We start from the raw sequence: 24,835 nt of genomic DNA, 5'->3' as shown, positions 1-24,835 counted from the left end.
CGCTAGCACCTGTACGGTCGATCGAGCAGCCCGTCGCTAGCGATCGTGATCACGACGCGACATCCCACGCCTAGAGCGCGTCGCCCCCCCCTTCCCTCGGTGTTCGCAGCTCCCGGAACATTTCCCTGGTGGCGTCGTGCATGGCTGCCTCCTGCGCCGGTCTGGCCCCGATCCGATCGACGACCATACCGACCCAGCGGGCCGCGCCGCGTGATCCAAAGCCCGATCCACCCCGACCCCAGTCGGGCCCGCGCTCCCCCAGCCGCGACGCTCACGACCGCGGCGCGACCCGCATCTCCCCCGAGGCGACCGCAACGGCGAAAATACCCACAAATTCCGAATGCCGCTGCTGGGCCGATGATGTTTCAGATGATGTGTTGGTGTCTCCTGGACCGCAGCTTGAACAGCGAGTGTTACGCCCAAGCGAGCAGCCTCGCCCGAGCTGAAAACAGTGTGAAGCGCGCTCCTGATCGTGGACGCTGTCGGTCCTGGCCTGAAGATCGACCAACGGGTCCAAAGACAGTAGGGTCAAAAGGCCGTCGAGCGGTCGGGAGATCGAATGATAATTGCGGGTGGTCCGGAGCTGGTTAACTCGCGTATGCTGATCGGGATGAGTCGTCGGAGGGCAGCGTGAGCGAGGGCGCAGCGGTCGAAGATCGCAACGTCCGCGTGGACACAGGCGATGCGTCGGTCGTCGATGGCGACAATCGTGACGCCCGCGTCGTCGCGCTGCACGAGTACGCGATCCTCGACAGCGATCCCGAGCCTCGCTTCGACTCGATCACCAAGATCTCATCGCTCGCCCTCGAATTCCCCGTCGCCCTGATCACGCTGGTCGACGCCGACCGCGAGTGGACCAAGTCGGCGTTCGGCGTCGAGCCAACCTCGCTCCCGACTGGGCACGGATTTGGCGCCGCCGCGATCGCAGCCAAGCAGCTGCTGGTGATCGAGGACCTCAGCGTCGACCCTCGCTTCGCCGCGCATCCGCTAGTCACCGGGCCGCACCAGCTTCGGTGCTTCGTCGGCGTGCCGCTCGAGGTCCACTGCGGCCACCAGATCGGCAGCCTGTGCGTGCTGGGTCACACGCCGCGCCCCCTCGCCGCGCGTGACACCGAGCTCCTGCACACGCTCGCAGCCCAGGCCGTGGCGATGCTCGAGCTGCGTCGCACCGAGGCCCAGCTCGAGGGTGCCATCCAGCGGATCCGCACGCTGGCCACGCTCATCCCGATCTGCTCGCACTGCCGCAAGGTCCGCGACGACGAGAACCACTGGTCCACGCTCGAGCGCCTGGTCCAGGCCAAGACCGGCAGCCGCTTCACCCACGGCATCTGCCCCGAGTGCGTCCGCGAGCACTACCCAGACGCCGCCGACGAGCTGCTGCGCCTCGGCAAGTGACTGGTACACAGATCGGGCGCGCAGACCGGGCGCGCAGACGGGCGCGCAGATCGCTTCGCGCAGCTGGCTCTCGCACGAGCCGCGCGCGAGCCGGCGACAGCCCGGGGCTGCGCCGGATCATCTGTTCACCGACTGACGTGCAATCGCTCATTGCAGGGCACGGCTCACCCTGTCAGCATCGCCCGTCCCTCGGAGCACGACCTTGAGCAACTCGACCGCCGCATCTCCCAGTCAGCAAAAAGGCCACCCGCCTGGCCTCTACGTCCTGTTCTTCGCCGAGATGTGGGAGCGGTTTTGCTACTACGGCATGCGCACGCTGCTGGTCCTGTACCTGACCAAGGAGCTGCTCATGGCCGACAAGCCGGCCTACGGCATCTACGGCGCCTACACGGCGCTGGTCTACGCGGCCCCGGTGCTCGGCGGCAAGCTGGCCGACGAGCTGCTCGGCTACCGCCGCGCGGTCGTGATGGGCGGCGTGCTCATGGCGATCGGCGAGTTCATGCTGGTCTTCAACGGGCAGATGCCAGACAGCAACGTGCTGCTGTTCCTGGGCATGGGCACGATCATCGTCGGCAACGGCTACTTCAAGGCCAACATCTCGTCGATCGTCGGCAAGCTCTACGAAGAAGGTGACGCCCGCCGCGACTCGGGCTTCACGATCTTCTACATGGGCATCAACATTGGCGCGGTGCTGGCAACCACGGTCGTCGGCTACGTCGGCGAGGTGTACGGCTACGTGTGGGGCTTCGGCCTCGCAGGCATCGGCATGCTGGTCGGCATTGGCATCTTCATGGGTGGCCAGGGCCTGCTGCAGGACCTCGGTCACCCGCCCGACGCGAACAAGCTCATGCAGCCGTGGAAAGGCCCGCTGAGTCGCTGGCACGTGACCGTGCTGGGCTCGCTGGGGATCATCCCGATCCTGTACTTCTTGCTGGTCAGCGAGGGCGCGGTCGCGGCTGCGGGCGACAGCGCCGCGGGCTGGGTCAACGCCGTCGCAACCATCCAGCAAAACGTGTTCTTCGGGTTCAGCTTCGTCGACGTGCTGCTCGCCGTGACCATGACGGTCGTCGTGATCAACCTGCTGCGCGGCGCCAACGCGGCCGGCAAGCTCGCGCCGCCCGAACAGCGCACCGTGCAGCGCGATCGCATGATCGTGCTGTTCATCCTGATGGTGTTCAACATCATGTTTTGGGCGCTGTTCGAGCAGGCCGGGACCTCGCTGACGCTGTTTGCCGACCGCGCCGTCGACCGCCAGATCGACCTGGTCAACTGGGAGCTGCCCACCACCAACACTCAGGCGTTCAACCCGGCGTTCATCATCATCTTCGGCAGCGTGTTCTCGTGGATGTGGGTCAAGCTCGACAAGAAGGGGCTCAACCCCAACATCCCGCTCAAGTTTGCGTTTGGTCTGATCCAGCTCGGCTGCGGGTTCTTGGTCTTGCTGGTTGGCGCGTCGATGGTCGGCCCCGACTACAAGGTCGCGCTGGTGTTCTTGGTGGTCATGTACTTGCTGCACACCACCGGTGAGCTGTTCATCTCGCCGATCGGCCTGTCGATGGTCACCAAGCTCGCGCCCGCGCACCTCACGGGTACGGTGATGGGCGCATGGTTCCTGAGCTTCGCGTTCGCCAACAAAGTCGCCGCCGGCCTGGCCAAGCTGACCGGCGCCGAGGAGGGCGCGGGCGAGGGCGCCGAGATGGCCGCGCAGGAGGTCATGAACACCTATATCGGCACCTATCAGACCTTTGGGTTCGTGATCGTCGGGGTCGGCGTGGTCCTGATCTTGATGTCGCGTTGGCTCAACAAGATGATGCACGGCGTCAAGTAGCGCGCGCCGAGCGGACCTCCCGATCTGCTACCCTGCGCGGATGAGGTCGACGCTCCTTCGCTCCATCCCGTGTGTCTGCCTGCTGGCTGCACCCCTCGCTTGCGGGGGTCCGCAGGCCGACGATATCGGCGAGGGCGAGACCACCGGGACCGAGGGGAGCACCGACACCGACGGTGGTGACGGCGACGGTGATGGCGACGGCGATCCGGTCCCCGACCCAGATCCCGAGATCATCTGGGTCATGGAGGACGTCGTGTTCTACGACGGCTACGCCGCGACCGTGGACGAGCCCGTGCCCGAGGGCGTGCTGCGGCACAGCAACTCGCTGCACGCGATCAAGTTCACCGACGAGCAGGTCGCCAAGATCCAGAACACCCTGAAGATCGGCGTGATCGTCGGCGCGCTGTGTGACAACTACGACAGGATCGGCGCCGTCCACCTCGCGCTGGTCCCCAAGGGCGCGCAGACCTACGTGCCCGCGGACGTCCAGCGCGTCGAGCTGGCCCGGTTCATCACGCCGTTCATGAACATGAACAAGAACCCCAAGGAGGTCCCCTACGAATTCGAGGTCGACAGCGTCGCGCCGATCTTGAAGAACGAGGCCCTGCTCGCCGAGTACGACCTGTGGTTCGAGCTGAGCATCTTTGGGGTGCCCTACGCCGCCAACACCGAGGTCCCCGGGTGCGAGGGTCGGATCGACACCCAGCTCGGCTCGCTGCTGCTCTACACCGACAGCATGCAGGCGCCCGAAGACTTCAATGTCTTGCTCCCGCTGGCGATCGGCGAGGCGTTCAACAACTACGCCGAGGGGGCCAGCGACGCGATCGGCACCACCCGCAAGACCGTGGAATTCGAGCTCGACGCGGACACCGACAACGCTCAGCTCGTGCTGATCACCTCGAACCACGGCGCGAACGCGGGGGGCGAAGAGTACATTCGCCGCGAGCACTACGCCTATGTCGATGGTGAGCTCGCGCTCCAGTACAAGCCAGGGCGCGACACCTGTGAGCCCTTCCGCATCTACAACACCCAGGGCAACGGCATCTACGGCCAGTTTCCCAAGTCAGACGAAGAGTGGCAGTCATTCAGCAACTGGTGTCCGGGGGACGTGATCGACATTCGGATCATCCCCTGGGGCCCGGCCAGCGCGGGCACCCACGAGTTCGTGCTCGACGTCCCCGACGCGACCTTCGTCGGCGGGCAGGGCAACTTCCCGTTCTCGCTCTACGTCCAGGCCCAATGAGGGCTGTATATGACCCCCACAGGCGGCTTCGCACTTCGCGGTCACTCGCTTCGCTCGCTCCCAACGGGCTGGCTGTTTGCGAGCGCATGTGTGGCCCCCTGGAAGGGGGCTGTATATGACCCCCACATACGCACTGCACTTCGCCGACTGCAGCCGCTCGCGCATTTCTAGGGGCGAGCGAGCTCGTCCCACACCATCGCGTCGAGCTCGACGAAGCTGATCGTGCAGTCGCCCGCCGCGGCGATCCGTGGGACTCGGATCAGCCCGCGGGCGTCGGTCCGCAGCCGTAGCTGCTCGCCGGTCGGCAGCTTGATCTCGCACAGCTCCCCAGCCACGCCCGCGCCGCTCTCGTCCACGAGCTCGACCTCAATCCAATGAGCGGGCGGATCGCTGACGTCGTCGAACTGGTTGAGCAGCGGGGCGGTCGTCGTGGTCGTCGTGGTCGTCGTGGCCTGCGTCGCCCTCGTGGTCTGCGTGTCCTGGCGCCCAACCGGGTAAAGCGACGCCACAGCGCCCTCGTCGAGCTCGGGAAATCGAATCTCGCAGTCGCCCACGGCCGCGATGCTCGGGATCCGGACCAACCCGCGAGCGTCGGTCCGCTGGCGTAGCAGCTCGCCGGTCGGCAGCCTGATCTCGCACGGCTCCCCAGCCACGCCAGCACCGCTCTCGTCCACGAGTTCGACCTCGACCCAGTGGTGGGAACCTGTCGCTAAGCCTGTCGCTAAGCCGGCGCCCTGTACGCCCTGCATGCCCTCGGTGTCCCGATGGGGCAGGCCTGTCAGCGAGGCGGTGGCCTCCGCGTCGAGCTCGGGGAAGGTGATGGTGCATGAACCGGCGACGGTTCGATCGATCCGGACCAAGCCATCGTGGTTGGTGTGAGCCACCCGTTCACTCCCGTTGGGGAGCACGATCCGGCAGCGCTCGTCAGCCACCGGCGCGCCGCTCTCATCCACGAGTTCGACCTCGACCCAGTGGTGATCGCCCCCGATGACGCCGAGCGGCTCGGACTCGGGCGCTGACGCTGACCAGTCGAAGCGCTGGACCTCGTCCGAGCTCATCGGCACATCGGGCTCGGTCTCGACGCGCAGGTATCCGCGACGGATCTGGTTGGCCACGCGCTCGGCCAGCTCGGCGTCGGCGACAAAGCCGAGCGACGCGGCCTCGCCGAGTTCAAACAGCAGCGCGCGCAGCGACGTCGCCACGCCCGGGACCTCGGCGATCAGCCAACGCAGCTGCTCGACCTCCAAGGTCGGCTCGTCATGGGCGAGCCGCGCCTGCGCCTCGTGCCAAGGCACGAGCGTGATCAAACGAAACCAGCCGCGCAGACGAACACGCATCAGTCGTGGGGGCCCGCGGGCGCGCTTCGGGCGTGGGTCACAACGAGCACGTGACACCGTATCATCTCGTCTTTTGTGAATCGAGTGAACGCCGGGCCGGACAGGCGCCGAGTCGCCCACCGATGCTCAATCCACCGGTCTCAACCGCAAAATCCAGCCAACCAGCCAGCTGCGCCAGCACCCCGCAGGCGACAGTCACCGCGTTGGACCGGCACCGACTTGGGCGCGCGGGAATCCACCCGGCGCCGTCCCGCCGTGTCTCGCTTTGCTTCCCGTCACGAGTCGGTATGATGCGCGGCGAGCAGTCATGCCGATCAAGCACACCGTGGTCCAGGGAGATTCGATCTCGAGCATCGGGTTCGCGCATGGCATCCATCCCGACACGGTCTGGAACGACCCGGACAACGCCGACCTCAGGGCGCTGCGGGGCGATCCGAACACCCTGTTCCCGGGCGACGTGGTGACGGTCCCCGACAAGCGAGTTCGAACCTATGTGGGCGCGACCGACGAGCGCCATCGTTTCCAACGCAAGGGCGTCCCGGCCCGCCTCCGCGTGCAGTTCTTCCTGGACGATCGCCCCCGCGCAGACGAGGTCTACACGCTGGAGATCAACGCAGTCGAGGTCGAGACTGGATTGACGGATGCCAACGGCGCGGTCGAGGTGTGGATCCCACCGTCCGCACGCACCGGGCGGATCCTGTTCCACGGCGGCGCCGAAGCACACGACCTGAGCATCGGGCACCTCGATCCCATCGATGAGCTCAGCGGCGTGCAGGGACGGCTGCGCAATCTCGGATTCTTCCATGGCGCCGTCGACGGCGAACTGTCCGACGCCCTGGAGCTGTCGCTTCAGGAGTTTCAAGCGAGTCACGGGCTCGATGCCCATGGCCTCATCGACGACCCCACGCGCGATGCTCTCGTGCGCGCTTACGGTGAATAGGGAGTTCGCGGCGTGAAGTGGAAAAACGTATTCATCAAGGTCAAAGGCGTCGGGATCCTGCGTGGCGAGGAGGCGAAGCGGTGGATCATCGAAAACTTGCAGCCCGAACAGCCCAGCATCACCAAGCTCAACGACAACGTCTGGCTGAAGTTCACAGGAGGCCATCCGTTGATCAAACTCGGGCACTTGCGAGACGCCCTGATCTGGCAGTCCAAGGGCCAGGTCGTGGACTTCGGGGTGGTCGAGGATGTCGAGCGTCCAGTCTCCGACGCGCCCAATACCGTGCGCCTGTTCGGGAATAACGTGATCAAGAGCCGCTCGTCGCGGCTCGCCATGCACCTCGATGTCGATCGGGACGGCCGCGTCGACGATGAGCCCGCGAACAATGTGGAGTGGGCGTGGGGCCTCGCCAGCAAAGGCGCGATCATCCTCCCGAAGCTGAAGGTGTACGACAACCCCGAGGACCTGGTCCTCGAGCGGGCCGAGATCCAGTTGCGTTGGGCGGGGACCTATCTCGAGGGATGGACCGCATCGCTCTCGGTCGACAAGCCTGAAAAGGTCCGGGTATACGGCCCCAGCGAGGGCTACACCGGGCAGCAGCATGGGGCCCAAGCCGTGATCGAGCAGCGCGAGACGAACTGCACCTACCAGCTCGACGAGCTGCCCGGCTTGGAGGGGGCGTCGCACAGCGCCGCAATCAACATCGAGCCGAAGGTCGCGATCGAGGGTTGCGAGGGCATGGCAGCTAAACTCACCGGTCAATCGTTTCCAGACGAGGCCACCTTCAAGACGGCGTGCCAGGAGCACTACCTGCCCGCGGCCCATGAGGCGTACAAGCGGCACCACCTCAACCAGCTCGAGCCCGAGATCGCCAAGCACAAGGCTACTCTCGAGCAGCATCTCGTCATCGGCAAGAAACTCAATTTTGGGGCCATCAGGAAGGCCGCACAGGCAATAAAGGAATCCAAGCGCCTGGAGGCTGCGGTTCGGGGACTGCAGGACCAAACGGTCTCCTCGTGGGACGACCTGGTCATCAAGCTGAACGAGGCGGCCGCCGAGAAGCTCATGGTACCTGGTCCCACCGAGTTTCTCGGCCGACTCGATGAATTGTGGGGTCGCATCGCTGCGGCCGCAAAGCGCCCAGAATACGACACCAAGGCTTCGTTCGATCTGCAACCGGGCGTCGCGGCGTTCGATGCCATTCACGACTCCAACGGAACAGACAACGCGTCGCTGTGGATCGAGGCGGTGGCGTTCCCGGAGGTCACAGATGACACACAGTGGGAGGTCACGCTCACGTTCCGGTTCACGCCACCAACGGGACGCGGCGATGAAGTCGAACAAAGCGCCGTCGTGCGTATCGCACCGTGGCTGATGGCCAATGACCTCGACCCGACCGAAGTGGTCTACGTAAAGGACCTGACGGATGAACCTCTGGATATAGCGGCGTCAATCCAGGCGTTTGCGACGACAGCAGGAAGCGAATCACGCACCACGCTCGCGCAGAGGGCTGCGACAAAGGGGTTCTGTCGCGACCTCATCAAGAGTGGGTACGCGACCGCGCCCCACTATCAGGTTCGCGTCGTGATGACGGGGCTCGACCAACAAGCGGGTCTCTCAATCGTGCCGTCCGGGCCCGACATCGCGCTGCTCGACCGCCGCGTCGGAGCGGGCACGGGATCGTCGCAGGACAACGGCGGTAACTACATGGTGAGCCCGCCGACCGAGCAGCATCCCTTTGGCCGTATCATCTACGGTCACCAAGAAAACTTCGAGTGCAACCACGCCGGCTTCCTCGACGCCCAACGGGTGCAGTCGGCCATTCGCATCGACTCCACGTGGCTCAAGGTGGGCCACGTCGACGAGATGCTCGCCTTTTTGCCTGATCGCAGCAGCAAACCGAACCCGAAATGGCCATTCAAGCTCCTATTTGCCAACTCACGACTCGCGTTGCTGATGTTGCTCGAGGTCGCCGCGGAGGCAAACCCGGCAACGGCGGATGTCGCGGCCGTGATCGCGCGCGCCGTAAAAAAACATGAAGAGCATCGCGAGACAACGATCGACGAGAAATTCATCGCTACGCACTACCCCGCTACCGAAGCGGTCACCCCAGCCGCCGGGTTCGAGCTGCCGAACGAGCGCGGCCTGGTCGACGATGGCAACATCTTCAGGACGAGCGCGCGCGACTACTTCAATTCACACCGCGAGCTGTTCTTGGATTTTGCCCGCAAGATTCAGCCGGTCATTGACAACGCTCGCGCGACGCTGATCCGCGAACTCGAGATCGATGAGGGGGACGTGCTCGATGTTCCGGTGCTGTTTCACGGGAAGATTCCGGTCACGGGCGACAGCGTCAACATGCTCGTGCTCAGTCATGCAGAGGCGACGCACTGCCTGGTACCCAAGCCCTTTGGCCCGGTCGTTAGCGGCGCCTACGTGTTCGAGAAGTACCTCCACGACAAGTTGACCGAGCTCGAGGTGACATTCGAGTTCCTGAACGACTGGGCCGACTTTCATCTGGAGCACGGCGAGATTCACTGCGGCACCAACCAGCTCCCGCGGCCGCTCGCAGATTATCAGTGGTGGCACATGGCTGCTCCCGACATCGTTCAGCACGCCGGGACCGCTGGCGCGTCCGCAACGGACGAGGTACACAACGAAACCGTGGAGGTCGTGGGTTTCCAGAACATGGGCAATACCTGCTACCTCGCCTCGACGCTCCAGGTCTTGATCCACTCGACCTACGTCGACACGGTAGCCGCGATCGCCTCGATGCCGCTGCGAAACGTCGTGACGAACTACCGAAACGACGCAGCAAATGGGACGTACACGCGCGTCGACGAGCAGGTGCGCTACACCCGATCGGTCATCGGGCTGCGCGATGAACTCGTCACCAGCATTCAGGTGGGGGTAGGGACCCAAGAGGACCCCAGTCAAGTCTGGGGGCATCTGCTCGACACCCCATGCCTCGACCAGCAAGTCCAACTGCAGCTGAGGCGGCGCTACACGGTCCCAAACCCCACCGGACCCGGGCCGACCGTCGATGTGACCGAGCTGGACGCCGAGGGCTGGGTGCTCAACCCCGACGTCCAAGATCACAGCCTCGTGATCATTCCACCAGGCGGTCACCCAACGCTCGACCAGGCGGTTGCGGCGGCGTGGAACCGCCCAGGCCCCCCCGACGTCTCTCTTCACGAGGCCCACATCAACGGTACAATTTATCAAGACCTGCCGCTGGCACAGGAGGTGACGAGCTGGCACGGTAATGCGCCACAGCGCTTCGTGCTGCAGCTTGCACGGTTTGAGTGGCGCGATGGCGCACCACACAAAATCACAGCTGCGGTGCAGGTCACCCCGCAGTTGACAATCGGCGGAATACAGTTCGAACTCCGCGGGGTCATCGAGCACATTGGAGGTTTCACAAATGTGGGCCACTACGTCGCTTATGTCAAGGAACGCACCAACAACAATTGGTTCCGAGCCGACGACACACGCATCGAGCATTTGGCCGAGCAGGCGGTGCTCGACAGGGCGAAGGTCGGCTACCTGTTCTATTTCGAGCGCTAGTGTGCAGCCAGGCACGATCGGAGCGGAACTTCGACTGCGCCGTCTGGCTCGCGCGGTCGCTTCACGGCTGGGTGGGATTGGGCTTGGCCGGCCGCAACTTGCCCACCAGCGTCACCAACGCGAGCACGATCGCCCCCGCGAGGACGCCGGTCAGCGCGTTGAGCAGCTGCGGGGTGACCCAGCCCGCGAAGGCGCCGACGCCCGTCGCCCACGCGGTCGCCTGCTCGAGCACGTGGTGCAGCGGGGGGATGCCGTGGGTGAGGATGCCGCCGCCAACCAGGAACATCGCCGCGGTCCCGGCGATCGACAGAAACTTCATCAGGTACGGCGCCGCGCTGACCAAGAACCGACCCACGCGGTGGGCCACGTCGACCAGGCGCCCCTCGCCCTCGCGCCGGGTCAGGTACAGGCCGACGTCGTCGAGCTTCACGATCCCCGCGACCAGTCCGTACACGCCGACCGTGATGAGCACCGCGATGCCGATCAGCACGCCAACCCGAGTCACGAACGGCTCGGATGAGACGGTGCCAAGCGCGATCACGATGATCTCGGCCGAGAGGATCAAGTCCGTCTTGATCGCGCCTTTGATCTTGTCGCGCTCGAGCGCGACCAAGTCGACCGTGGGATCGACGACCGCCGCGGCGAGCTTGGCCTTGTGCGCCTCGATCTCGGCCTTGGGGTGCAAGAACTTGTGGGCGAGCTTCTCGACGCCCTCGTAACAGAGGAACAGCCCCCCCAGGACCAACAGCGGCGTGATGCCCCACGGGGCGAACGCGCTGATCGCCAGCGCGGCGGGCACGAGGATCGTCTTGTTGATCATCGACCCCTTGAAGACCGCCCACACGACCGGCAGCTCGCGGCTGGCCTTGACCCCGGTGACCTGCTGCGCGTTGAGGGCCAGGTCATCACCGAGCACGCCCGCGGTCTTCTGTGTCGCGACCTTGGTGAAGGTGGCGACGTCGTCGAGGATCGTCGTGATGTCATCGAGCAGAGTGAGCAGGCTGGATCCGGGCATGGCGTTCCGTGCGGCCCGCGATGATAGCGGAAACTTCGGGCCGTGCAGCGCGCTTGGGGCCTGCGTGCTGCGTAGCCGCCCCGGGCCTCGATGGGGCTGTCGCCGAGAGTCGCAGTCCACGGCGCGTCCTCACGCGTCGCCGCGAGGCTGCCTCGCCGTCGATGTAAGGGCCCCGAACTCACCCTGCGTTGGGCCGCGGCAACCCAGGAACTTCGACCATGCGCGTCCCGATCTCTGTCTTGTCTGTGCTCCTCGTCTCAACCCTTGGCTGTGCCCAAAAATCCGCCATGTCCGAGGCACCCGGATACCATGCAGATTCGTATCGCGACGACGCCGCGATGGGTGCCGATCCCGGCGGCCTGGCTGGCCCGGCGCCGGCCGCTGGGGGTGCCGCCAGCCTGCCGCCGATGCCCGAGTCTACTGCTGCGCTGCCAGCTAGCGTGTTTGGGGCCCCAGCGCCCCCGCCCGTCACCGCCGTCGCCGTCGCCCCTGGTGAGGCCGAGCCCGCGATCGAGCCGCTCGACACGATTGGGGCCGACGCCGTCGATCAGATGCTGATCTTCACCGGTCAGCTCGCGATCCGGGTCGACTTCTCCGTCACGGCCAAGACCATCGACACCGCGGTCGGGCTGGCGGTCGGCGCGGGTGGCTACGTCGCCCAGATGACCGACACCACGCTGACCTTGCGGGTCCCGTCGAAGCGGTTTCGCAAGGTGATGATGCAGCTCGAGGATCTTGGCGAGGTCGAGTCGCGGGCCGTGCAAGCGCTCGATGTCTCCGAAGAGTTTCACGATCTGCAGGTCCAGCTCGACAACCTCAAGGCTACCCGCGCCCGGATCGAGAAGCTGCTCGCCCAGTCGAAGGACCTCGCTCAGATCCTGACCGTCGAGAAGGAGCTGCAGCGGGTGACCGCCGAGATCGATCGGATCGAGGGCCGCATTCGGCTGCTGTCCTCGCAGGCCGCGTTCTCGACCATCTCGATCGCGTTCAGTGAGCGGCCCGAGCAGCGCGAGGTCAAGATCGCCGTCGACGACGGCTCGACCCCGCCCCCGAGCTCGCCACGCACCCTGTCGACCTCCGCTGGCTGGATCTCCACCGTCGGCGTCGACAGCCTCATGAACTTCAGCAACTAACCGCATAGGACCACGACACATGAAACGCTCAATCTGGATCATCGCCGCGCTCGTCGGTCTGCTTGGCGGCTGCGCCACGACGCAGCTCGACACCCCAACCGGCTTCGCCTCGCACGACGAGAGCAAGACCTACGACTTTCGGGCCAGCGACGGCGAGGGCGTCGTGATCGCCGTGCGGACCGAGAAGAACCGGCCCAGCGGTGATCTGCTGTACTGGTCGTCGACCATTGACGTGCAGCTGCGCAAGTCCGGGTACGAGCCGCTCGACCGGATCGACGTGAAGTCGGCCGACGGTCACGCCGGGAAGCAGCTGCGCTATGTCCTCCACGAGGGTGGCCGCGAGATGGTGTATTGGCTGTCGGTCTTTGTGACGGATGCTCGGGTGATCGTGGTCGAGGCTGGCGGGGACGCGGCGTTCTTCGAGCCGAAGGCGTCGCAGGTGGAGGCGGCGATCGGGTCGCTGAGCGTCGGGTGACGCGGTCGGGTGCGAGGGGCGCGTCTGCGTGCCGCAGCGATCATTGGCAGCGAAGCAGTCTGCGCGGCAGGCACGTGTGCAGCGAAGCATGCGGGCCCTTGACCGCTCGTATCGGGATCTGGATACTCACTTTGCCCCGATTGATTGAATGCTCCGCCTCCTCCTCCTCACGTCGGTCCTGGGGCCCGCGCCGACGTCTCCGCCACCCGAGCCTGAGGTCCACCGCGCACGGCCCGAGGTCTCGGCGGTCGTGGACATCGCGTTCGCGCTGGTCGGCGACTGGACCGATCTCAGCTCCGAGACCCTCGAGCCCGTGCTCGCGGCCAGCTTGGTCGACCTGAGCATCGACGTCAGCGTCACGCAGCGGCCGCTCGAGAACGTGTTCGTGCAGCTCGCGTGGGCGCGCGAGCTCGGGGCCGAGCAGCGCGGGCGGGCTGTGTTCTGGCTGGTCCGACGCGATCCTCAGACCATCCAGCTGTTCGTGCTGCCGCCGGGGACCGACCTCGGCTACGTTCGCGACATCGAGTTTGTCGAAGACGCCGACGAGCTCGCCGAGTCGCTGGCCGTGATCGTCCGTGGGGCCGCGGAGTCGCTGCGAGCGGGTGCCCCGAGTGGAATGCGCAGCCTCGCGCCCGAGCCAGAGCCAGAGCCAGAGCCAGAGCCAACACCGGAGCCAGAGCCAACCCCGGAGCCGGAGCCAACAATCGAGCCCACCCCCGAGTTTGGTCCGCGCCTGCGCGTGGGACTGAGCTACCTCGGAGCCACCCTCGCGTCGAACGCCCCGTGGCAGAGCGGCGCGGCGCTCGACGTCGGCATTCGGTTCCCGATCCGTCTGACAGCTGCGATCACGGCCGGCTGGACCGCCGGCCAGGCCCGCCACGAGCTCACGGATCTCGCGCTGCATCGGGTCCCCCTGGGTGTGGCCGTCGGCTACGCCTTCAACCCGGAGCGCGCGGTGACAGGCCGCGTGCTGGCGACCGGCGTGGCCGAGCTGATGTGGTGGAAGCCCGAGCTGAGCACGAGCCTCAATTCAGGCTCGGACGTGCGCGTGGGTCTGGGACTGCGTGCCGACCTCGTGGTCCATCTGCACCGCGGCCTCAGCCTCGTCGTCAGCGCAGCTGGAGTCGGGTGGCTTAGAAATGTACGGGTCGACGTGGCGCAGAGCGCCGCGGCCCGAGCGGTGCTCGACCCTGCCCCGATCGGCGCTGAAGCCCGCGCGGGCGTGCAGTACGAATTCTAGCTGCGGCAGTCGGCGAAGACTGAGGTCCATGTGGGGGTCATTGCCTCAGGGCATGCACGTCAGGCAGCTACCGAACACGATCGTCTCGCCCGCCACCACGACGATGTTGCCGGCTTCGTCGGTCCCGCTGAACCGCCAGTCGGACGCATTGAGCTGCTCGACCTCGGACGTCCACCAAGAGTCGAGCGTGCCACCGAAGCGAAGATCCCGGGCCCAGATCACATCGTCCCGGGTCTCATTCGTCAGGTAGAAGTGATAGCAACCGCCGGTCTCCCACGGCATCCCCATGATCACGATGTCGATGGTGATGCCCTCGTCTCCGCCAAGATCCACGATGTCGCAGGGGTCCGGGATCGGACCGTCGGTGTCGTCGCCATCGCCATCCCCATCCCCGTCGCCACCGCCATCCCCATCGCCATCCCCATCCCCGCTCGTCTCGAAGCTCGAGTCCATGCTGCCGCCGGAGCTCGTGCTGACCGAGTCGTCGGACTCGTCCAAGTCCTCCGAGGGCAGCGATGACGTAGCGTCGTCCGCGCTGTCCTCGAGCTGCCCGAGCTGGTGCACCTGCGTACAGCCGGCCGCCCAACAGCCCACGACAGCGACGAACCGGATGCGCACCGAGCCCACTACTGGGGTAGTATACCTCCGCCACCGCCCCGATACGGCGCTCACTTATTTTTTTGTTCGTCCGGTTGAGGCGCTGCGGGCCACCAAGCATACGAGATGTCCACGGACCCGAGCACAGGCGAGGACCAGGTCGAGCGAGCGCTCCTCGCCGCCCTCCATCAACGCGCGAGCGTGGATGCGTCGCCCGAGGACGACGACGAGCTGATCTCGGCAGCGGTCGCCGCCCATCTCGACGTCGTCCGGTTCCAGCGAAGGCGCAAGAGCGTGACGCCCTGGCTCGCCGCTGCCGGACTGCTCGCCGCCGCGGCCGCGGTGACCTGGTGGCTGCTGCCCGCCGGCTCGGGCGACATCACTCGTGAGGCGTCGACCGTGGCTCAGGTCGATCCAAGCGTGCCGACCCAGGCGATGTGGGTGTTGGAACACCGCGACACCCCCCTCGAAGGCGTCGTGACCGCGACGGCGCGCGAGACCTGTGGGATCCGAGCCAACGCGCGCGCCTGTCTGACACCCGGCTCGCGCGGGGCCTTCGAGCCTGACGGCAACCTCCAGCTCCACGACGGGACCGCCCGCGTCGAGGCCGAGGACCCGATCGTCGTGTCGCTGGCTGGCGTTCGCGTTCAAGCGACCACCGTCGCCGCAGACTTCAGCGCGACCCGTCGGGCCCGAGCGTGGACCGTGTCCGTCGAGCGCGGCACGGTGACCGTGACCGGCCCCGATGGCGCATCCCAGGTGCTCGAAGCGGGCGAGTCCGCCGGCAGTGACCCGCCCGACGCGGCGGTACCGGTCGCCGCGATCGAACCGGCAGAGCCGGAAGCGGCCGATCCACTCGACCCCCCCAAGCCCAGTCCCAAACAACCAGTACCCAGCGCGGACGAGCTGTTGACGCTCGCCCGGAGTCAGCGCGCGGCGAGAAATTTCAGCGCTGCCGCGTCAACCTACGAGCAGCTGGTCGCAGCCTACCCCACCTCGCCAAAGGTCCGCGCGACGCTGGTCTCGCTCGCGCAGCTCTACCAGGGTCCGCTCGACGATCCGGCCAAGGCGCTTCGCCACTTCGACGAGTACCTCGACCACGGAGGCCCGCTCGCCGAAGATGCTCACCACGGAAAGATCCGTGCGCTGCGCTCGCTCGGGCGAGCCACCGACGCGAAGGCCGAAGTCGACGCGTTCTTGAGCAAGTACCCAAACAGCGCCCACGCAGACGCGCTGCGGGACGAGTAGCTCCGCTCAGTCTTCAGTCTTCAGTCTTCAGTCTTCAGGGTCGGCGTCCGCACGGCGCACGCCCAGATTCAGATCTCGACGGACCAGGCGACTCAGCTCCTGGTGGCCCTTTTGAACCCGTGACTTCGCGGTTGGAACCGGCACATCGGTGATTCCTGCGATCTCCGGGATGGTGTGGCCCAGCACGAAGCGCAACAGCACCGCGGTCCGCTGCACCTCGCTGAGCTGATCGAGATACTCGTCGAGCGGCCGCGGCAGCCGATCGAGCGCCTCGGTGTGCAGCACCTCCTGACGATCGTGGGTCCCCGTCTGTTGGGCCTGGGCCAGGGCACGCTCCCGCACCCGCCGCTGCTTGTTCATCCACCGCAGGGTCGAGCGCGTCGCAATCAGCTGCGCCCAGGCCTCGAGTGGACCGCGACCCGCATAATTGGACGCGGAGCTGAGCAGCTCCATCAGTGAGATCTGCGCGGCATCGTTCGCGTCGTCACTTCCGCGCAGGAGTCCACGCGACACCCGACGCACGATCGGCAGCAACCGGCGGGCAAACGCCTCGCAGGCGCGCTTGTCCCCGCGCACGACGGAGCGAACGAGGGTCAGATCCTCGGCGTGCGCGCTCCCGACCGCCTCCATCGCGGACCCGTCTCGCGCGTCGTCCACAGGAATGGCGTCGCCACTGGACCCCATCGACGCGAGCCTATCGGAGCGCTTCGTCTTTGTCCACGTTACGTTGTCCACGTTACGTCCAAACCGCCCCGACATATTCGAGCTCGAGTCCACTTCGCGCAGCACACGCAGTGCTCGCCGATCTCGACGCCGCAAACAGCGCGGCAGCCACGCGAGCCGTCCGGATCCCCAGTGTCCGAGCAAACCCGGTAACATGGCCCGGGCTCGATGACATTCTACTGCATGGCTCTCGAGAGACTTTTAGACGATGACACGCTCCCGCCCCCGCCCTGGTACAAGGAAGCGAGTTGCCTTGTTGGTCGATGCTTTCGAGGACGAGTTTCAAAGCAGGCTGCTCCGAGCGGCCGCGCGGGCAACGTGTGAAAATGGCCTGGACTTCGTCGCGGTCGGTGGCGGCGTGCTGGGTCTGGAACAGTCAAATCCCAAGACCTTCATCTACGACTTGATCTCGGCCCAGAGCGTCGACGCGCTCCTGATTGCGTCACACGTCATCGGCCATCATTCAACGCTGACGGAGGTGCAGGACTTTGTTGATCGCTACACCCCACTCCCGCGTATTAGCCTCGGGGTGGAGCTGGAGGGGATTCCATCGTTGTTGACCGACAACGAGGCTGGAATGCACACGATGGTCAATCACCTGCTCACGGCGCATGGGCACCGAAACATCGCATTCGTCACGGGCCCAAAGGCGAGCCAGGAGGCCGACGCGCGCTATCAGGGCTACAGTCGCGCCCTGCGGGAAGCGGGGATCGCCGAGGACCCGCGCCTGCTGGTCCACGGGGACTTCTTGCGCGAGTCGGGTGAGCGGGCGGTCCACACCCTGTTCGAGGCGCGCGGGCTGCAAAAAACCGAGGTCGACGCGATCGTCTGTGCCGACGACGCGATGGCGCTCGGCGCTCTGACGGCGCTGCTGGCCCGGGGGCTCCGCGTCCCTCGCGACATCGCGCTCACCGGCTTCGACGACATCGAATTTGGTCGCTACGCACCCGCACCGCTGACGACCGTCCGCCAGCCGATCGTGCAGCAGGTGCGCCACGGCGTGCGGCTGCTGGCGTCCGCGCTCAACGGCGAGGCCCCGGAGCCAGTCAGCGTCACGTTTCAAAGTGAGTTCGTGCAGCGTCGCTCGTGCGGATGCACCGTGCGTGAATGCGACTCGACCCCATCGTGGAGCGCTGTCGACGAGCGCCGCGACTTTGCGCTCGCGCTGCGATCACGCTGGGACGACGTCACCCGAGACCTGCAGATCGCGGCCCACGGGGCGCTCGAGCTGGTGACACAAGCGTGGGAGACCCGGCTGCTGAACGGCCTACTCTCGCAGCTGAGCGGCGAGACCCCCGAGGCCTTCTTCGAAGCGGTCGAGGACATCCTCAACGCGCTGTTGCAGCAGCGCGGCGAGGTGGGTGCCTGCCAAGATGTCTTGGTCGCGCTGCGTCGCCACGCCATGCGCTGCGCGTCCACCCCAGACGATCGCGCCCGCCTCGGCGACCTGCTGCAAGAAGCCCTGTTGATGGCCAGCGACACGAGCGCGATCTCTCAGGCCCAGCGACGCGCGGAGGCACTCGCGACCCGCCGGGTGCTCGGTGACGCGACGACCGCCCTGTTGGTCGCGCCGGACCTCGCGACGCTCTCGGAGATCGCGGCCAATCACCTGCCCCAGCTCGGCATCAAGTCGGCCGTCATCGCGCTATTCACCGAGCCCAACCGCCTGACCGAGGAGCTCGACGCGGTGCTGGTGTTCAACGAGCGCGGCCGCACCTCGCTGTCGGGTCAGTTCGAGAGTCGCGCGCTGGCGCCTGCGGGCTTCCTCGACGGGCGCAGCGTGATCGCCGAGCCGCTCGGGTTTCGCGGCGAGCGCCTGGGCATTGGTCTGTTCGAGTACGGATCATACGACAGCATCTTGGTCGGCGAGCTTCGCCAGGCGATCTCCTCGTCCGTCAAGGGAGCGCTGCTGGCTCGCGCGCTCGAGGAGGCCAAGCGCAAGGTCGAAGCGCTGGCCGTGACCGATCCCTTGACCGGCCTCTACAACCGTCGGCATCTGTCGGTTCGACTCCGCGAAGAGTACGCCCGGGCCAACCGACATCAGCGACCCCTGAGCGTGATCATGGTCGACCTCGACGGCTTCAAGCAGATCAACGACGAGTACGGGCACGACGAAGGCGACAAAGTCCTGAAGCGGGTCGCTGGAATTCTAGGTGGCAAGGTCCGAGCGGTCGACACGGTCGCGCGGTTCGGCGGCGATGAATTCGTGATCGTGCTATCGGAGGCCTCAAAAGAGATCGCCGAGAAGGTCGGGCAGCGGATTCTCGACAAGATGGAGGGTGATCTCGACGCCCACGGGGTCGTGTCGGCGAGCCTGGGCATTGCCACGAACACCTTCGGCGACAACCCGACCACGGACGAAGAGCAGCTGATCCGCCAGGCTGACCACGCGATGTTCTCTGCAAAACGGTCCGGCAAGAATCGGGTGTGTCACTTCGACGATTGCGCGACGCAATCGCTGACACCCAAGCGCTTCACTCGCAGTCGTGAATAGGCGCCGGTCAGGGCGCTCAAACGGTGGGCTTGGCGAGATTCGAGGCCGCTCGTGCCAGGTCGCGGATCTGCTCGGGATCCATCGCGTCCTTCACGAGCCACGAGCCACCGACGCATGTGACAGACTCGAGCATCAGCCATTCGGCCATGTTGTCGGCGGTGATGCCCCCGGTCGGACAAAAGCGTAGATCGCCGAACGGTCCGAGCAGGGCCTTCAGCGCCGCGAGACCCCCCGAAGCCTCGGCCGGGAAGAACTTGAAGTGCCGAAGTCCGAGCTCGAGCCCGCGCATGATGTCGCTGGCACTGGCGACCCCGGGCAGGAACGGGACGCCCGCTGCGATCGCGGCGCGGGCCAGCGTATCGGTGAGCCCGGGCGAGACGATGAACTGGGCGCCGGCTGCGATCGCGCGCTCGAGGCTGGCTGGGTCGAGCACGGTCCCCGCCCCCACGATCGCGCCCTCGACCTTGCGCATCTCGGCGATCACATCGAGCGCTGCCGGGGTCCGCAGGGTCACCTCGAGCACCCGCAGACCGCCGGCGACCAACGCCTCGGCGACCGGGCGCGCGCGCGCGACATCGCTGATGACGAGGACCGGGATGACCGGCGCCGTGCGCATGATCGACTCAATCGGCTTCATCGCGTGAACTCCTGCGCATAGGCAGCGGCAGCCCCAAACAGGCCAGGTTCGGGGTGCGTGATCAGCTTGACCGGGAGCGACTCCATCAAGCTGCGATGTCGGCCCTTCGAGACAAACCGCTCGGCGAAGCCGGACTTTGGGAGGTGGTTCGCTAGCCGCTGGCCGAGCCCGCCCGCCAGCACCACCGGTCCGGGCCCGTGGGTCAGCGCGATGTCTCCGGCGACCGAGCCCAGCGCCAGGCAGAAGCGATCGAGCGCCGCGGCGGCGATGCTGTCTTCGCCGGTCAGCGCCATCGTCCACAGCGCCTTGTTGTCACCGCGCGGAACGTCGCGGCCTTCCATCGCGGCGAGCACCTCCCAGATCGCGCGCAGCCCCGGCCCCGCGACCACCCGCTCGACCGAGACCCGCGTGTGCTGGGCCCGGAGGTGGGCGAGGATCCGATCCTCGATGCTGTCGAGCGGCGCGAAGTCACTGTGTCCGCCCTCGGTCGCGAGGACATGGACGCGGGAAGCCGTTCGCAACAAGGCCGCCACCCCCAGCCCGGTACCGGGACCGATGACGCTGATCATACCGGTATCCGGCAGCGGGACGTCCGGACCCGTGATGCGGACAAAGTCGGTCTCAGCGACCGCGCCAACGGCATGGGCGACCGCCTCGAAGTCGTTGATCAGCACATGCGTGTCGACGGCCAGCTTGTCTGGAATCAGCGCCGGCCGGACGATCCACGGATTGTTGGTCAGCTTGATCAGATCACCGCGGACCGGGGCGGCGATCGCGATTGCCGCGGCGCGTGGCAGGGCGCGGCCCAGACCGGTGCCAAACGCCTGCCACGCGATCTGCAAGCTGGCGTGATCCGACGTCACCATCTTGACCGGCTCCGACAGCGCCACGACACGCCCCGACTCCACGGTTGCGATCGCAAAGCGGGCATGGGTGCCGCCGATATCTGCGGTGACGATCTCCATCACAACCCCGCCGCCCCGAGCATGGCCGACGCCCCTGCTTCGGCCTCGGTCGCCGTCGCGCGCATCATTGCGAACAGCTCGCGGCCAGTTCCGGGCACGAACGCCGGGGGCGTCGCGAGCTCGCGCGCGCGCCACTGGGCCGGGTCGACCTGCGCCTCGAGGACCCCCGCTTCGGCGCACACGCGCACGATGTCCCCGTCGCGCAGCCGCCCGAGGCCGCCGCCCTTCAGCGCCTCCGGGCTGCAGTGAATCGCGGCGGGGACCTTTCCGCTCGCGCCCGACATCCGCCCATCGGTGATCAACGCAACGCGAAAGCCACGGTCCTGCAGGACACCCAGCGGCGGAGTCAGCTTGTGCAGCTCGGGCATGCCGTTGGCCGCCGGACCCTGAAAGCGCACGACGACGACCGTGTCTCGCTCGAGCTCGCCCGCGCTGAACGCCGCGACTACAGCATGCTGATCCGAGAACACGCGGCACGGCGCCTCGATCGTCCAGCGGCTGCGATCGACCGCGCTCACCTTCATCGTCGCCCGCCCCAGGTTGCCGCGAAGCAGCCGCATGCCGCCCTCGGGCTGGAACGGGTTGGCCACGGGCCGCAGCATGGTCTCGTCCCCGCTCGCCGAGGGTGCGTCGGTCCAGACCAGGGCGCGATCGTCGAGCCGTGGCTGCTTTGCCCCGTCCGACAGGCTGGCGCCGTAGACCGTGAGAATATCGTCGTGAGCGAGGCCCGCTCCGACCAGCTCACGAATGACGTAGGGCATGCCGCCAGCAGCTGCGAAGCCGTTCACGTCGCCCGATCCGTTGGGGTAGATGCTGGTGATCAGCGGGACCACGCGCGAGAGCTGATCGATGTCGTCCCAGTCGATCAGGACCCCCGCCGCCCGGGCGATCGCGGGTAGATGGATGACGTGATTGGTCGAGCCGCCAGTGGCGAGCAGGCCGACGATCGCGTTGACGATCGCCTTTTCGTCGACGCAGTGGCCGAGCGGCCGATAGTCGGCGCCGCTCCAGCCGATCTCGAGGACGCGGCGCACGGCGGCGCGCGTCAGCGACTGGCGGAGCTCGCCGCCCGGATTGACGAAGCTGGCGCCCGGCATGTGCAGGCCCATCATCTCCATCATCATCTGATTCGAATTGGCGGTCCCGTAGAATGTGCAGGTCCCCGCCGCGTGATAGCTCGCGCTCTCTGCCTCGAGTAGCTCGGCCTTGGACGCCTTGCCCTCCGCGTAGAACTGGCGAAGCCGCACCTTCTCCTTGTTGGGGAGGCCCGACGGCATCGGCCCGCCGGGGACCAGGATCGTTGGCAAGTGGCCGAACCGGAGCGCCCCGATCAGCAGGCCAGGCACGATCTTGTCGCAGATGCCGAGCAGCAGCGCGCCCTCGAACATGTGGTGCGACAGCGCCACCGCGGCCGCCATCGCAATCACGTCGCGGCTGAACAGCGACAGCTCCATGCCGTCCTGGCCCTGCGTCACGCCGTCGCACATCGCCGGGACCCCGCCTGCGACCTGGGCGGTCGCCCCCGCTTCGCGCGCCCAGATCTTGATCTGATCCGGGTAGCTACCGTAGGGCTGATGCGCCGACAGCATGTCGTTGTAGGCCGTGACAATGCCGATATTCATGGCCTCGCCGGCCTTGATCTGGGCCTTGTCTTGGCCGGCCGCGGCGAAACCGTGGGCAAGGTTGCCGCACGACAGCTGCGGGCGGTGGGTCCCCGCGTCGCGCTGGGAATTGACGAGATCCAGATACACGCGTCGACTCGCTCGAGAGCGTTCGGCGATCCGTGCGGTCACGCGTTCAATATCGGGGTGCAACGTCATTGGGGTGCCCAGTATATGTGGACGGGAGCGCGGATGGCCGCCAGCACGCGGCCGACAGGGTACGGTGAGCGGTCACGCGCTTCAATCGCGTCCTCGATCACGGCGCGCTTGTGGGGCCCGGTCGCGGCGATCGCCACGGTCCGCGCCGCGGAGATGGCTGCGAGGGACAGGCTGACTCGCGCAACAGGCGCTTCAGGCGGCAGCGGATCCGGCATCACCCCCAGCGCCCGCGCCGAACTACAGGGATCGATCGCGGCGGCGTAGTCCTCACCGGGGAAGATCGAGGCAGTGTGCCCGTCGCCACCAACCCCGAGCAGGACGAAGTCGAGCGGCCAGGGCAAGCTGCGCAGCCGCGTGTCCGCGGCCTGGCCGGCTGCGACATGATCGGCGACGGCTCCATTGGTCAGCGACTCGACCCACGCGCCGAGTGGCTCGAATATCCTCGCCACCGCGGCGACGTTTGAGAGTGGATCGTCGAGCGATACCAGCCGGTCGTCCGTGGGAATGAAGATCACCCGATCCCACGCCAGCGGTTGGTTCGAGAGCGCTTCATAGGCCGGCCATGGCGTGTTCCCACCCGACAGCGCGAGCACGGCGATGCCCCGGGCGGCGACGGCGGCCTCGATCGCCTGGCCAAGGGCGCTTGCAACGGCGCTCGCCAGCGCGTCGCGATCTGCTTGGTCGCACCAGCGAGTGTCGCTCATCGCATCCTCACTCATGCCAGCTACGTCCGTCGCGCTCAGTCAGAGCCAGACCCGCGACGGGCCCCCAGCTGCCGGCAGCATAGCGCTTGGGCGCGTCGCCGTGTTCGGCCCAGATCGCACGGATCGCGTCGATCCAGCGCCACTGCGCCTCGACCTCGTCACGCCGAACAAACAGGGTCTGGTCGCCCTCGATCAGGTCGAGCAGCAGCCGCTCATAGGCGATCCGGCGCCGCGACCGGTGAAACGCCTCGCTCAGCGACAGGTCGAGCGGCACCTCGCGCAGGACCACCTTCTTGCGGTCGAGCCCCGGCTCCTTGGCCATGACCAGCAGCCGAACATACTCCTGCGGCTGCAATCGAATGATCAACGTATTGGCCTGAAGCCTGCCGTGGCGGCCCTCGAAGATATTGTGGGGCACGGACTTGAACTGCACCACGATCTCGCTGCGCCGCTCGGCCATGCGCTTGCCGGTCCGCAGGTAGAACGGCACGCCCTGCCAGCGCCAATTGTCGATCTGGGCCTTCAGCGCGACAAAGGTCTCGGTGTCCGACTCGGCGCCGAGCTCGGTATCGTAGCCCGCCACGGCCACCCCGCCCGACGCCCCATTGTCGTACTTGCCGCGGACGCTCTCCCCTTCGCGCAGCGGCCGCAGAGCCCGCAGGACCTTGACCTTTTCGTCCCGGATCGCCGTCGCATCAAACGCGCCTGGCGGCTCCATCGCGATCAGGGCGAGCAGCTGCAACATGTGATTCTGGACCATGTCGCGCAGCGCACCCGTCCCATTGTAGAAGTCGGCGCGACCCTCGAGGCCGACCGTCTCGCTGACGGTGATCTGGACATGATCGACATGCGCCGAATTCCAGACCGGCTCGAACAACATGTTGCCGAAGCGCAGCGCCATCAGGTTCTGCACGGTCTCCTTGCCGAGGTAGTGGTCGATCCGAAAGATCCGATGCTCGGGGAACACCGCCGAGACCGCGTCGTTGATCTTCGCCGCGCTGCCCAGATCAATGCCAAGCGGCTTCTCGAGCCCGATCCGGACATTGGCGCCCGCCAACCCCGCCGACTCGAGGCCCTTGATCGTCGGCTCGAACAGCGACGGCGCCGTTGACAAGACGATCGCCAGGCCGCCGGAGATGTCGCCCGCCTTCGCAGCCAGGCGATCAAAGCCCTCGACCGTCGACGCGTCGAGCGGCTGATACGACAGGCGCGCCAAGAAGCCCGCGAGCAGCTCGCCGGTCTTGCGCTCGGCAGGAACGTACTCGTCGAGGGCGGCGCGCGCTAACTCGCGAAAGCCGGCGTCGTCGAGCCCCGTTCGTGCGGTCCCGATGATCCGCAGATCGGGCGCGAGCAATTCGTCGGCGTGCAGGGCATACAGCGACGGCAGCAGCATCCGCTGCGCCAGGTCGCCTGTCGCGCCGAACAGGATGATTGTTTCATGACGTTGCGCGGACTCGGCCATCTCGAGGCTGTA

At 66.6% G+C, this 24,835-nt stretch carries 19 protein-coding genes; 10 read left to right on the top strand and 9 right to left on the bottom strand.

Annotated features, from left to right (window positions below):
* Positions 1 to 630: 630 nt before the first annotated feature.
* The 3 genes from ENSA7_RS32935 (at position 631) to ENSA7_RS32925 (ending at position 4,466) form a co-directional block, all read left to right on the top strand.
* Positions 631 to 1,395 carry a GAF domain-containing protein gene (locus ENSA7_RS32935; protein WP_106093371.1) on the top strand — a complete coding sequence of 255 codons (765 nt, stop codon included), beginning with the start codon at positions 631 to 633 and terminating at the stop codon, positions 1,393 to 1,395.
* Between the two features lie 202 nt (positions 1,396 to 1,597).
* Positions 1,598 to 3,223 (top strand): peptide MFS transporter, encoded by a 1,626-nt coding sequence (locus tag ENSA7_RS32930; RefSeq protein ID WP_244923990.1) that lies wholly within the window; start codon positions 1,598 to 1,600, stop codon positions 3,221 to 3,223.
* A gap of 40 nt (positions 3,224 to 3,263) precedes the next feature.
* Complete coding sequence (locus ENSA7_RS32925; protein ID WP_106093370.1) at positions 3,264 to 4,466, top strand: peptide-N-glycosidase F-related protein; 1,203 nt, start codon at positions 3,264 to 3,266, stop codon at positions 4,464 to 4,466.
* A 167-nt stretch (positions 4,467 to 4,633) separates the two neighbouring features.
* Here ENSA7_RS32925 and ENSA7_RS32920 read toward each other — a convergent pair whose 3' ends face one another.
* Positions 4,634 to 5,761: a hypothetical protein gene (locus ENSA7_RS32920; protein ID WP_146158411.1), complete on the bottom strand. Its 1,128-nt coding sequence runs from the start codon at positions 5,759 to 5,761 to the stop codon at positions 4,634 to 4,636.
* A 349-nt stretch (positions 5,762 to 6,110) separates the two neighbouring features.
* On the opposite strand from ENSA7_RS32920, the gene ENSA7_RS32915 reads away from it, so the two are divergent.
* Together ENSA7_RS32915 and ENSA7_RS32910 are read left to right on the top strand one after the other, a co-directional pair.
* Positions 6,111 to 6,743, top strand: a complete 633-nt coding sequence (locus tag ENSA7_RS32915; RefSeq protein ID WP_106093368.1) for a peptidoglycan-binding protein — start codon at positions 6,111 to 6,113, stop codon at positions 6,741 to 6,743.
* 12 nt (positions 6,744 to 6,755) lie between these two features.
* Positions 6,756 to 10,310, top strand: a complete 3,555-nt coding sequence (locus ENSA7_RS32910) for a protein-arginine deiminase family protein (RefSeq protein WP_106093367.1) — start codon at positions 6,756 to 6,758, stop codon at positions 10,308 to 10,310.
* Positions 10,311 to 10,371: 61 nt separating this feature from the next.
* Here the strand turns inward: ENSA7_RS32910 and ENSA7_RS32905 are convergent, their stop codons facing one another.
* A complete protein-coding gene (locus ENSA7_RS32905; RefSeq protein WP_106093366.1) occupies positions 10,372 to 11,325 on the bottom strand; it encodes a DUF808 domain-containing protein in 954 nt (317 codons plus the stop codon).
* Between the two features lie 287 nt (positions 11,326 to 11,612).
* Here ENSA7_RS32905 and ENSA7_RS32900 point away from each other — a divergent pair, with 287 nt between their 5' ends.
* From ENSA7_RS32900 to ENSA7_RS44470, 3 genes are all read left to right on the top strand, one after another.
* Complete coding sequence (locus ENSA7_RS32900) at positions 11,613 to 12,458, top strand: DUF4349 domain-containing protein (RefSeq protein WP_181234336.1); 846 nt, start codon at positions 11,613 to 11,615, stop codon at positions 12,456 to 12,458.
* Positions 12,459 to 12,477: 19 nt separating this feature from the next.
* Entirely contained in the window at positions 12,478 to 12,933 is a 456-nt protein-coding gene (locus ENSA7_RS32895; protein ID WP_106093364.1) for a hypothetical protein, read from the top strand.
* Positions 12,934 to 13,081: 148 nt separating this feature from the next.
* The gene (locus ENSA7_RS44470) at positions 13,082 to 14,173 is read left to right on the top strand and encodes a hypothetical protein (protein ID WP_181234335.1); all 1,092 of its coding nucleotides are present in this window, start codon (positions 13,082 to 13,084) and stop codon (positions 14,171 to 14,173) included.
* 45 nt (positions 14,174 to 14,218) lie between these two features.
* On the opposite strand, the gene ENSA7_RS32885 is transcribed toward ENSA7_RS44470, so the two are convergent.
* Positions 14,219 to 14,800, bottom strand: coding sequence for a hypothetical protein (locus ENSA7_RS32885; protein ID WP_106093363.1), 582 nt, complete (start codon positions 14,798 to 14,800; stop codon positions 14,219 to 14,221).
* Between the two features lie 96 nt (positions 14,801 to 14,896).
* On the opposite strand from ENSA7_RS32885, the gene ENSA7_RS32880 reads away from it, so the two are divergent.
* Complete coding sequence (locus tag ENSA7_RS32880) at positions 14,897 to 16,018, top strand: tetratricopeptide repeat protein (RefSeq protein WP_106093362.1); 1,122 nt, start codon at positions 14,897 to 14,899, stop codon at positions 16,016 to 16,018.
* A gap of 27 nt (positions 16,019 to 16,045) precedes the next feature.
* On the opposite strand, the gene ENSA7_RS32875 is transcribed toward ENSA7_RS32880, so the two are convergent.
* On the bottom strand, positions 16,046 to 16,702 hold the full coding sequence (locus ENSA7_RS32875; RefSeq protein WP_181234334.1) for an RNA polymerase sigma factor: 657 nt from the start codon (positions 16,700 to 16,702) through the stop codon (positions 16,046 to 16,048).
* Between the two features lie 292 nt (positions 16,703 to 16,994).
* Here ENSA7_RS32875 and ENSA7_RS32870 point away from each other — a divergent pair, with 292 nt between their 5' ends.
* Positions 16,995 to 19,235, top strand: coding sequence for a substrate-binding and GGDEF domain-containing protein (locus ENSA7_RS32870; RefSeq protein ID WP_181234333.1), 2,241 nt, complete (start codon positions 16,995 to 16,997; stop codon positions 19,233 to 19,235).
* A 16-nt stretch (positions 19,236 to 19,251) separates the two neighbouring features.
* On the opposite strand, the gene eda is transcribed toward ENSA7_RS32870, so the two are convergent.
* From eda to zwf, 5 genes are read right to left on the bottom strand one after another with little or no spacing between them, the layout of a single operon-like run.
* Positions 19,252 to 19,872 carry a bifunctional 4-hydroxy-2-oxoglutarate aldolase/2-dehydro-3-deoxy-phosphogluconate aldolase gene (gene eda, locus ENSA7_RS32865; protein WP_106093359.1) on the bottom strand — a complete coding sequence of 207 codons (621 nt, stop codon included), beginning with the start codon at positions 19,870 to 19,872 and terminating at the stop codon, positions 19,252 to 19,254.
* Positions 19,869 to 20,837 (bottom strand): glucokinase, encoded by a 969-nt coding sequence (gene glk, locus ENSA7_RS32860; RefSeq protein WP_106093358.1) that lies wholly within the window; start codon positions 20,835 to 20,837, stop codon positions 19,869 to 19,871. The genes eda and glk overlap by 4 nt, the downstream gene beginning before the upstream one ends.
* A complete protein-coding gene (gene edd / locus ENSA7_RS32855) occupies positions 20,837 to 22,657 on the bottom strand; it encodes a phosphogluconate dehydratase (protein ID WP_106093357.1) in 1,821 nt (606 codons plus the stop codon). The genes glk and edd overlap by 1 nt, the downstream gene beginning before the upstream one ends.
* On the bottom strand, positions 22,654 to 23,361 hold the full coding sequence (pgl, locus tag ENSA7_RS32850) for a 6-phosphogluconolactonase (RefSeq protein WP_219908100.1): 708 nt from the start codon (positions 23,359 to 23,361) through the stop codon (positions 22,654 to 22,656). The genes edd and pgl overlap by 4 nt, the downstream gene beginning before the upstream one ends.
* A gap of 7 nt (positions 23,362 to 23,368) precedes the next feature.
* Positions 23,369 to 24,823, bottom strand: a complete 1,455-nt coding sequence (gene zwf / locus ENSA7_RS32845) for a glucose-6-phosphate dehydrogenase (RefSeq protein WP_106093420.1) — start codon at positions 24,821 to 24,823, stop codon at positions 23,369 to 23,371.
* Positions 24,824 to 24,835 lie beyond the last annotated feature (12 nt).

Source organism: Enhygromyxa salina (genome assembly GCF_002994635.1).
Classification (GTDB): Bacteria; Myxococcota_A; Polyangia; order Nannocystales; family Nannocystaceae; genus Plesiocystis; species Plesiocystis salina_B.
Note: the sequence above shows the minus strand (reverse complement) of the source record. Positions and strands in the feature narration are given on the sequence as shown.